At 66.7% G+C, this 8,730-nt stretch carries 10 protein-coding genes; 8 read left to right on the plus strand and 2 right to left on the minus strand.

The window, feature by feature from the left end:
* The 3 genes from AC1DOC_RS09110 to purH form a co-directional block, all read left to right on the plus strand.
* On the plus strand, positions 1-320 hold a 320-nt coding region (locus AC1DOC_RS09110), incomplete at its 5' end, for a tRNA-dihydrouridine synthase (protein ID WP_478129691.1).
* Between the two features lie 19 nt (positions 321-339).
* Positions 340-576 carry a Fis family transcriptional regulator gene (locus tag AC1DOC_RS09115; RefSeq protein WP_007838304.1) on the plus strand — a complete coding sequence of 79 codons (237 nt, stop codon included), beginning with the start codon at positions 340-342 and terminating at the stop codon, positions 574-576.
* Positions 577-596: 20 nt separating this feature from the next.
* Positions 597-2,204 (plus strand): bifunctional phosphoribosylaminoimidazolecarboxamide formyltransferase/IMP cyclohydrolase, encoded by a 1,608-nt coding sequence (gene purH / locus AC1DOC_RS09120; protein ID WP_478129692.1) that lies wholly within the window; start codon positions 597-599, stop codon positions 2,202-2,204.
* Between the two features lie 48 nt (positions 2,205-2,252).
* Here purH and hemL read toward each other — a convergent pair whose 3' ends face one another.
* Both hemL and thiD read right to left on the minus strand, forming a co-directional pair.
* On the minus strand, positions 2,253-3,548 hold the full coding sequence (gene hemL / locus AC1DOC_RS09125) for a glutamate-1-semialdehyde 2,1-aminomutase (protein WP_412511916.1): 1,296 nt from the start codon (positions 3,546-3,548) through the stop codon (positions 2,253-2,255).
* The gene (thiD, locus tag AC1DOC_RS09130) at positions 3,548-4,513 is read right to left on the minus strand and encodes a bifunctional hydroxymethylpyrimidine kinase/phosphomethylpyrimidine kinase (protein ID WP_015867391.1); all 966 of its coding nucleotides are present in this window, start codon (positions 4,511-4,513) and stop codon (positions 3,548-3,550) included. The genes hemL and thiD overlap by 1 nt, the downstream gene beginning before the upstream one ends.
* Positions 4,514-4,624: 111 nt before the next feature.
* Here thiD and AC1DOC_RS09135 point away from each other — a divergent pair, with 111 nt between their 5' ends.
* The 5 genes from AC1DOC_RS09135 (at position 4,625) to AC1DOC_RS09155 (ending at position 8,550) form a co-directional block, all read left to right on the plus strand.
* Positions 4,625-4,795, plus strand: coding sequence for a rubredoxin (locus tag AC1DOC_RS09135; RefSeq protein WP_007838397.1), 171 nt, complete (start codon positions 4,625-4,627; stop codon positions 4,793-4,795).
* A gap of 82 nt (positions 4,796-4,877) precedes the next feature.
* On the plus strand, positions 4,878-5,276 hold the full coding sequence (locus AC1DOC_RS09140) for a response regulator (protein ID WP_015867390.1): 399 nt from the start codon (positions 4,878-4,880) through the stop codon (positions 5,274-5,276).
* Positions 5,277-5,642, plus strand: a complete 366-nt coding sequence (locus AC1DOC_RS09145; protein ID WP_015867389.1) for a response regulator — start codon at positions 5,277-5,279, stop codon at positions 5,640-5,642.
* A gap of 19 nt (positions 5,643-5,661) precedes the next feature.
* A complete protein-coding gene (locus AC1DOC_RS09150) occupies positions 5,662-6,195 on the plus strand; it encodes a chemotaxis protein CheW (protein WP_015867388.1) in 534 nt (177 codons plus the stop codon).
* A gap of 42 nt (positions 6,196-6,237) precedes the next feature.
* Positions 6,238-8,550, plus strand: a complete 2,313-nt coding sequence (locus tag AC1DOC_RS09155) for a methyl-accepting chemotaxis protein (RefSeq protein ID WP_015867387.1) — start codon at positions 6,238-6,240, stop codon at positions 8,548-8,550.
* Positions 8,551-8,730: the final 180 nt, after the last annotated feature.

The raw sequence follows: 8,730 nt of genomic DNA on the forward strand, positions 1-8,730 counted from the left end.
GGCACGGCACGCACCTTGCGCCGCCGCTTGTCGCCGAAGTGCGCCGCCTGCTGCTCGACCACCTGGTGGAGCACTACGCGCTCTACGGCGAATTCAGCGGCGTGCGCACCGCGCGCAAGCACATCGGCTGGTATGTGCGCACGCTGCCGGACGGCGAAGCCTTCCGCGCACGGATGAACACCATCGAAGACTCCGCTGCGCAACTGCGCGCGGTCGGCGATTATTTCGACGGGTTGGCGGACCGCATGGACCGCATGCCCGTGCACCAGGCGGCCGAAGAGCTGTCCGGTGAAGAGGAGGCGGCCTGCGCCGCCGGTTGAGAGGAAGAGAAGAAAAAGCATGAGCAAGAAACACATCGAGGACTGCGTGCGCACCAGTCTGGACAGCTACTTTCGTGATCTGCGCGGCACCGAACCCGACGGCATGTACGAGATGCTCGTGCGTGTGGTCGAGAAGCCCCTGCTCGACGTCGTGATGACGCGCGCCGAGGGCAATCAGTCGAAGGCCGCGCAATGGTTGGGCCTGAATCGCAACACGCTTCGCAAGAAGCTGGTTGAACACAAACTCCTGAAATAAATAACTCCACGGCATATTCCATGGCCCAGACCGCACTCATCTCCGTCTCCGACAAAACCGGCATCCTCGAATTCGCGCAGGCGCTGCATGCGCTGGGCATCAAGCTGCTGTCCACCGGCGGCACCGCCAAGCTGCTGGCCGATGCCGGCCTGCCCGTGACCGAAGTGGCCGACCACACCGGCTTTCCCGAAATGCTCGACGGCCGCGTGAAGACGCTGCACCCCAAGATCCACGGCGGCCTGCTCGCGCGGCGCGACCTGCCCGCGCACGTGGCGGCCATCCAGGAACACGGCATCGACACCATCGACCTGCTGGTGGTCAATCTCTATCCCTTCGAAGCCACGGTGGCCAAGGCCGGCTGCACGCTCGAAGACGCAATCGAGAACATCGACATCGGCGGCCCGGCSATGGTGCGCWSCGCGGCCAAGAACTGGAAGGACGTGGGCGTGCTGACCGACGCCTCGCAGTACGCCGTGGCGCTGGCCGAGCTCCAGGCCGGCGGCAAGCTCAGCGACAAGACCAAGTTCGCGTTCTCGGTGGCCGCGTTCAACCGCATCGCCGACTACGACGGCGCCATCAGCGACTATCTCTCGGCCATCGACTTCGACGCCAGCATCGGCCAGCCTTCGCCCACGCGCTCGCTGTTCCCGGCGCAAAGCAATGGCCGCTTCGTGAAGGTGCAGGACCTGCGCTACGGCGAGAACCCGCACCAGCAGGCCGCGTTCTACCGCGACCTGCATCCGGCGCCCGGCTCGCTGGTGTCGGCGAAGCAACTGCAGGGCAAGGAACTCAGCTACAACAACATCGCCGATGCCGACGCCGCATGGGAATGCGTGAAGAGCTTCGATGTGCCCGCCTGCGTGATCGTGAAGCACGCCAACCCCTGCGGCGTGGCCGTGGGCAAGGACGCGGCCGAAGCCTACGGCAAGGCCTTCAAGACCGACCCGACCTCGGCCTTCGGCGGCATCATCGCCTTCAACCGCCCGGTCGACGGCGAGACCGCGCAGGCCATTGCCAAGCAGTTCGTCGAAGTGCTGATGGCGCCGGGCTACACGCCCGAGGCGCTCGCCGTGTTCCAGGCCACCAAGGTCAAGCAGAACGTGCGCGTGCTCGAGATCGCACTGCCGCCAGGCGGCACCACCGACTGGGACAACGGCCGCAACCTCATGGACGTCAAGCGCGTTGGTTCGGGCCTGTTGATGCAGACCGCCGACAACCACGAGCTCGCGGCGAGCGACCTCAAGGTGGTCACGAAGAAGCAGCCCACGCCGGAGCAACTGCAGGACCTGCTGTTCGCATGGAAGGTCGCCAAGTACGTGAAGAGCAACGCCATCGTGTTCTGCGCCGGCGGCATGACCATGGGCGTGGGCGCGGGCCAGATGAGCCGCCTCGACTCGGCGCGCATCGCGAGCATCAAGGCCGAGCATGCGGGCCTCTCGCTGAAGGGCACGGCAGTGGCGAGCGACGCCTTCTTCCCGTTCCGCGACGGGCTCGACGTGGTGGTCGATGCCGGCGCGAGCTGCGTGATCCAGCCGGGCGGCTCGATGCGCGACCAGGAAGTGATCGATGCCGCCGACGAGCGCGGCGTGGTCATGGTGCTCTCGGGCGTGCGCCACTTCCGGCACTGAGCCTGCGCGCTCGGGCGGGGCGTCTTTCGGCGCCCCGCAGCAGACGGGTCAGAGCGAGCGCAGCGTCCTGAAAACCTGCCGCGCCGCATCAATGGTCGCGGCAATGTCGCCGTCGCCATGCGCCGCGCTCACGAAGCCGGCCTCGTAGAGCGCCGGCGCGATGTACACGCCGCGCTCCAGCAGGCCGTGGAACAGCGCGTTGAACTTCGCGTTGTCGGTGGTCATCACGGTCGCGTAGTTCTGCGGCAGCTCGTTCATCAGGAAGAAGCCGAACATGCCGCCCTCGCTGTCGGCGTTGAAGGGCAGTCCTTCGGCGGCTGCCGCGGCCTTGAGGCCGTGGGCGAGCGAGCGCGTCTTCTTGCCGAGTGCCTCATAGAAGCCGGGCTTCGAGATTTCCTTCAGCGTGGCAAGGCCGCAGGCCGTGGCCACCGGGTTGCCTGACAGCGTGCCGGCCTGGTAGACCGGGCCGAGCGGCGCGAGCTGCTCCATGATGGCGCGCGGGCCGCCGAAGGCCGCCAGCGGCATGCCGCCGCCGATGACCTTGCCGAGCACCGTGAGGTCGGGCGTGATGCCCAGCACGCCCTGCGCGCCGTGCAGGCCGACGCGAAAGCCGGTCATCACTTCGTCGAACACCAGCAGCGCGCCGTGCTGCGTGCACAGCTCGCGGCAGCGGGCGGCGAAGGCGGGCGTGGCGCGCACGAAGTTCATGTTGCCGGCAATCGCCTCGATCATCAGGCAGGCGATGTCGTTGCCGTGCAGCGCGAAGGCTTCCTCGAGCTGCGCGATGTTGTTGTATTCGAGCACCAGCGTGTGCTGCGTGACCTCGGGCGGCACGCCGGCCGAAGTGGGGTGGCCGAAGGTGGCAAGGCCGGAGCCGGCTTTCACCAGCAGCGCATCGGCATGGCCGTGGTAGCAGCCCTCGAACTTGATGATGTGCTTGCGGCCGGTGGCGCCGCGCGCCAGGCGCAGCGCGCTCATGGCGGCCTCGGTGCCCGAGCTCACGAGCCGCACCATCTCCATCGACGGCATCAGGGCGAGGATGGCTTCGGCCAGCTCGATCTCGCGCTCGGTTGGCGCGCCGTAGGAAAAGCCCTCGAGCACGGCCTTCTGCACCGCTTCGACCACCGCGGGGTGGCCGTGGCCCAGGATCATCGGGCCCCAGGAGCCGATGTAGTCGATGTAGCGCTTGTCGTTGGCGTCCCAGAAATAGGCGCCCTCGGCGCGGCGGATGAAGCGCGGCGTGCCGCCCACGGCCTTGAAGGCGCGCACCGGCGAATTGACGCCGCCGGGAATGACGGCGCGGGCGCGCTCGAAAAGAATGTCGTTTTGGTCAGCGTTTGGCATCAGTGTCGGGTGTCGTGAGGGGGCAGGGCAAAGTCTTGCGGCGCGTCGGGGTCTTCATCGTCGTCATCGTCGTCTTCCGGCTCGGCCCAGAACAGGCGGTCCGGCAGCACGTGGCCCATGCCGGGCCGGAAGCCCGCGTCGAGGCAGCGGTCCATGTAGGCCAGGGCCTCGGTGGTGGCGGCCACCAGGTCGGTGCCGCTCGCGAGCAGGGCGGCCAGCGCGGCCGACAGCGTGTCGCCCGCGCCGGCAAAGACCGCTTCGAGCCGCTCGTATTTCTCGCTGGCGAGCACCGACTGCGGCGAGGCCAGCACGTTGTCGATGAACTGGTCGGGCAGCACCATGCCGGTCACCAGCGTGTAGGGCACGCCGAACTCGCCGGCGGCCTTGGCGATGTCGCGCGCGCCGGGCGGACGCTCGCCGCTCCAGTCGGGCAGCAGCCAGCGCCACAGCGTACTGTGGTTTCCAACCAACACTGTGGCCTGGGGCAGCAGCAGCTCGCGGAAGGCGTCCAGATAGCCCTCGATAAGGTCCTCGTCCCACCAGGAAAGGTTGGGCATGTAGGCCACCAGCGGCACCTCGGGGTAGTCGGAGGCGGTCTCGGCGATGGTGCTCAGCGCGTCGGGCGTTCCGACGAAGCCCACCTTGATGAGCTGGACCTCCACGTCCTCGAGGATGGCGCGTGCCTGCTCGGCGATGGCCTCTTCCTCGAAGGCGAAATGGTCGAAGATCTCGGCCGTGTCGCGGGCGTAGGCGCCCGTGACCACCGGCAGCATGTGCGCGCCGACCGAGGCCATGGCCAGTGCGTCCGCGCCCAGGCCGCCCGCGCCGCTCGGATCGCTGGCGTTGAAGACCAGCACGCAGGGCGGATTCAGGTCGCGCTCGGCCACCTCTTCGGCGTCCGGCGAGGGGTCGTTAAGATTGCCCGGTTTGCGGGCGTGGTCTGCTGGATGTAAGTAGATGGTCATACGCCGGGCGAAATCCCCTGGATGGTGGCATAGGCGCGACGTTTACCGTCCGCCAGTGAGATACGCATAGATACACTCGTTGCATTTAATGAACAAGGACTTTAAGCTCCGATGAATACGAAAACTTGGATGTGCCTGATTTGTGGGTGGATCTATGACGAAGCGGTTGGTGTACCGGAAGACGGCATCGCGGCAGGCACGGCCTGGGCCGATGTTCCGATGAACTGGACCTGTCCTGAGTGCGGTGCGCGCAAGGAAGACTTCGAAATGGTTGAAATCTGAAAGCATGGCATAGGGCTACGCGATTTGCGCCGATGTACGGTGCGGCGGGCATCCAAGTCTCATCTCAGCAGGAGCATGTGCAATGGGGCCGAATGGATCAGGTTACAAGGTGCTCGTCATCGACGACAGCAATACGATCCGGCGCAGTGCCGAAATATTTCTGAAGCAGGGCGGGCACGAGGTTCTTCTCGCGGAAGACGGCTTCGACGCGCTCTCCAAGGTTAACGACCACAAGCCGCATCTGATTTTCTGCGACATCCTGATGCCGCGGCTGGACGGCTACCAGACCTGCGCCATCATCAAGCGCAACGCTCATTTCTCCAATGTTCCGGTCGTGATGCTCTCCTCGAAAGACGGCGTCTTCGACAAGGCGCGCGGCCGCATGGTCGGGTCGCAGGACTACCTGACCAAACCCTTCACCAAAGACCAGCTGCTGCAGGCCGTGCAGCAGTTTGGCACCCTTCAACAGGAAGTGCAGTAAATGCCCATTCGAAAAATCCTCGTCGTCGACGACTCCAAGACGGAACTGGTGTTCCTCTCGGACCTGCTCCAGAAGAACGGCTTTGCGGTCAAGACCGCCGAAAACGCCGAAGACGCCATGCGCCGCCTCGAAGAGGACCAGCCCGACCTGATCCTCATGGACGTCGTCATGCCCGGCCAGAACGGCTTCCAGCTGACGCGCGCCATTGCCCGCGATCCGCAGTACGCCGCCATCCCGATCATCCTGTGCACCAGCAAGAACCAGGAAACCGATCGCGTCTGGGGCATGCGCCAGGGCGCCCGCGACTACATCGTGAAGCCGGTCAACGCGGCCGAGCTGATGTCCAAGATCAGCGCGCTGGCCTGAGCAGGCGCCTGCCGAGTCCATGGCCAATCGCGACGCTCTCCGAGCCTTCCAGTCCCGGCTTGCAAGCCGCCTGCAGGCTGCGCGCACGACCGGCGTCGCCGCCTCGTGGCTCGCGGTCGAGGCGGGCGAGGGCAAGTACCTGTTCCCACTCGGCCACGCGGGGGAAATCTTCCCGTGGACGCCGCCGCAGCCCGTGCCCTACACGCAGCCCTGGTTCCTGGGCGTGGCCAACCTGCGCGGCGGCCTCTATGGCGTGGTGCACCTGTCGGCATTCGCCTCGGGTGCGCCGGACAACACGGCCGCCACCGAGGCGGCCCGCATGCAATCGCGGCTCGTTGCCCTCAACGAACTGCTCGAAGTGAACTGCGCGCTGCTGGTCGACCGGCTGGCGGGACTGCGCGGCGCCGAGGCCTTCACGGCTTCGGAGCCGCCTGGCGCACAGGCACCCGCCTGGCTGGGGCATCTGTACACCGATGCGGCGGGCGAGCGCTGGCAGGAAATCAACCTGCAGGCGCTTTCTCAGCAACCCGAGTTTTTGAGTATTGGCGCCTAGTGCTTCCGCACAGCCCAAAGACAACCACCTGAAGGACCGACCGTGAGCTCGATCGCCGACAAGTTCAAGAAATTACTGCCCGCGAACAGCGGCAACGACAAGGCCCGCGTCGACGGCTCCGGTTCCATATCGCTCGACGACGTCGACACGGTTCAGGCCCTGGAGGAAAAGACCATTCGGCTGGCCCGCAAGGACGGCGCGCCGGCCGCGCCGCTGCCCGCCGGCTTTGCCGACGAAATGCTCGGCGGCAGCGAGGCGGCCAACGAGGCGGCATCGCCCGAAGGCGCCGTGCCCCAGGCCGCGGGCGGCCGCGCGGGTTCGAACCCGGCGCGCCAGCAGCGCGTCCTGGCCATCATGCTCGCGGTGGTGGTGCTGCTGCTGCTGCTGGTGGCCGGCTCCGCCATTCTTCGCGCCGAGCGCCTTGCGCAGCAGGTGGCCGCCACCGGCCAGTCGCTGATGCAGTCGCAGCGGCTCGCAAAGTCGATCTCCCAGGCCCTGGTGGGCAGCGCCCCGGCCTTCGTCGAAGTGAAGGACAGCGCCGACGACCTCACGCGCCGCGTGCAGGGCCTGACCAACGGCGACGACGCCCTGCGCCTGGAGCGCGTGGGCAACCAGTACGACGAGGACATGGCCAAGATCAACCCCTTGGTCGTCCGTGCCGATGCCAGCGCCAAGGTCGTGCTGGCCCAGCGCCAGATCCTGACCCAGGTGGGCGCCGCCCTGCGCGACATCAACCAGCAGTCGTCCGCGCTGCTCGAAATGACGGAAACCGTCGCTTCGCTGAAGATGCAGCAGAACGCCACGCTGCCTGAAATCTCGGCGGCCGGCCAGCTCGTGATGCTGACCCAGCGCATCGGCAAGTCGACCAACGAGTTCTTCACGGTCGAGGGCGTGAACCCCGACGCCGTGTTCCTGCTCGGCAAGGACCTGAACACCTTCCAGGAAACCACGCGCGGCCTGCTCGACGGCAATGCGCAGCAGCGCTTCCCCGGCTCGAAAGACCCGCAGACCCGCCAGCAGCTCGAAGCCATTCTCAAGACCTACGAGCAGATGCGCACGCAGGCCTCGGCCATTCTGGGCAACCTGCAGGGCCTGGTGGCCGCGCGCGAAGCGCAGGCTTCCATCCTGACCGACAGCGAACCGCTGCGCAAATCGCTCGGCGAGCTGCAGGACAAGCTGTCCGCGCGCACCGGCCTTGGCGCCGGAACGATCGTGATGCTGTTCGTGCTCTCGCTGGCCGCCCTGGCGCTGGCCGGCGCCATCGGTTTCGTGCAGGTGCGCGAAGGCCGCGAACGTGCCGCCGTTGCAGAGCGCGAGCGTCTCGCGGCCGAGCAGGCCAGCGAAGAGGCCGGCCGCATCAACAACGCCAACCAGGCCGCCATTCTTCGGCTGATGAACGAACTGCAGACGGTGGCCGAAGGCGACCTGACGCAGGAAGCCACCGTGACCGAGGACATCACCGGCGCCATCGCCGACTCGGTGAACTACACGGTGGAAGAACTGCGCCTGCTGGTGGGCAACGTGCAGAACACGGCCACCCGCGTGGCGCAGACCACCTCGCAGGTGGAAAGCACCTCCACCGAACTGCTCGCCGCCTCGACCGAACAGCTGCGCGAGATTCGCGAAACCGGCCAGTCGGTGGTGACCATGGCCGAGCGGATCAACGGCGTGTCCTCGCAGGCGCAGGAGTCCGCCACGGTGGCGCGCCAGTCGCTGCAGGCTGCCTCCTCGGGCCTGCAGGCCGTGCAGAACGCCATCGGCGGCATGAACTCCATCCGCGACCAGATCCAGGAAACCTCCAAGCGCATCAAGCGCCTGGGCGAGTCGTCGCAGGAGATCGGCGAAATCACCGAGCTGATCTCGGACATTACCGAGCAGACGAACGTGCTGGCGCTGAACGCCGCCATCCAGGCGGCATCGGCCGGTGAAGCCGGCCGCGGCTTCTCGGTGGTGGCCGAAGAAGTGCAGCGCCTGGCTGAACGCTCCGCCGACGCGACGCGCCAGATCTCGGCGCTGGTGAAGGCCATTCAGACCGACACGCAGGACGCGGTGGGCGCCATGGAGCGTTCCACGCAGGGTGTGGTCGAAGGGGCCAAGCTGTCCGACAATGCCGGTACCGCGCTGTCCGAGATCGACCGCGTGTCGCGCCGGCTGGCAGACCTCATCGAGCAGATTTCGCAGTCCGCCTCCCGCGAGGCCGATTCGGCCAACGTGGTGGCCGCCAACATCCAGCACATCTTTGCCGTGACCGAGCAGACCGGAGAAGGTACCCGCAACACCGCCCAGCAGGTGCGCGAGCTGTCGCAGATGGCCGAGGAACTGCGCCGCTCGGTGGCCCGATTCAAGATCGCCTGATGAAGCTCTCCCCCAGTCTTCGCGCACTTCGTGTCGCTTCGCCGACCCGCTTGAGGATGGCGCGGGCTTCGTGCATTCGGGGCGCGCAGCGCCCAGTGGAAAACTGACAGTCAAGAAAACGGCGAGCATCCAACGTGTCGACTCAAACCCCTGCCACGGCCCCCCTCGCTGGCAACGTGC

Source organism: Variovorax sp. 01T439_2 (assembly GCF_056398445.1).

Excerpts from the sequence above, each read along its gene's own strand:
- AC1DOC_RS09145 (WP_015867389.1), top strand. The coding sequence starts at position 5,277 with ATGCCCATTCGAAAAATCCTCGTCGTCGACGACTCCAAGACGGAACTG.
- AC1DOC_RS09140 (WP_015867390.1), top strand. The coding sequence starts at position 4,878 with ATGGGGCCGAATGGATCAGGTTACAAGGTGCTCGTCATCGACGACAGC.
- AC1DOC_RS09135 (WP_007838397.1), top strand. The coding sequence starts at position 4,625 with ATGAATACGAAAACTTGGATGTGCCTGATTTGTGGGTGGATCTATGAC.
- thiD (WP_015867391.1), bottom strand. The coding sequence starts at position 4,513 with ATGACCATCTACTTACATCCAGCAGACCACGCCCGCAAACCGGGCAAT.
- AC1DOC_RS09150 (WP_015867388.1), top strand. The coding sequence starts at position 5,662 with ATGGCCAATCGCGACGCTCTCCGAGCCTTCCAGTCCCGGCTTGCAAGC.
- hemL (WP_412511916.1), bottom strand. The coding sequence starts at position 3,548 with ATGCCAAACGCTGACCAAAACGACATTCTTTTCGAGCGCGCCCGCGCC.
- AC1DOC_RS09115 (WP_007838304.1), top strand. The coding sequence starts at position 340 with ATGAGCAAGAAACACATCGAGGACTGCGTGCGCACCAGTCTGGACAGC.